At 68.3% G+C, this 303-nt stretch carries 1 pseudogene; it reads left to right on the top strand.

Features of this window, described 5'->3' with window-relative positions:
• Positions 1–72: 72 nt before the first annotated feature.
• A pseudogene (locus PUR61_RS11935) lies at positions 73–303 on the top strand (threonine synthase); the annotation flags it as partial.

The raw sequence follows: 303 nt of genomic DNA, 5'->3' as shown, positions 1-303 counted from the left end.
GGCCGGTCCGCCAGATCGACGCCGGACCGGCCTAGGTGCGCCTAAGAGTTAGGCAGCGAGGGCGCGGTTGTACTGCGCAAGCGCAACGATGCCTGTCCGGCGTCGCTCTGGCGGTACCCGCCGCTGCGGCCGGTGCCGGCCGTCGTCGCCTCCAAGCCGAACCTGAACACGGGGAGGACCCCTCTGGTGAAGGCCTACAACCTGGGACGCGTGCTCGGCTTCACCGCCAAGCTCCACATCAAGGACGACTCGGTCAACCCGACCCACTCCTTCATGGACCGCGTGGTGGCCTGTGCCATCGAG

Source organism: Streptomyces sp. BE20, from assembly GCF_036322525.1.
Lineage (GTDB): Bacteria > Actinomycetota > Actinomycetes > Streptomycetales > Streptomycetaceae > Kitasatospora.
Note: the sequence above shows the minus strand (reverse complement) of the source record. Positions and strands in the feature narration are given on the sequence as shown.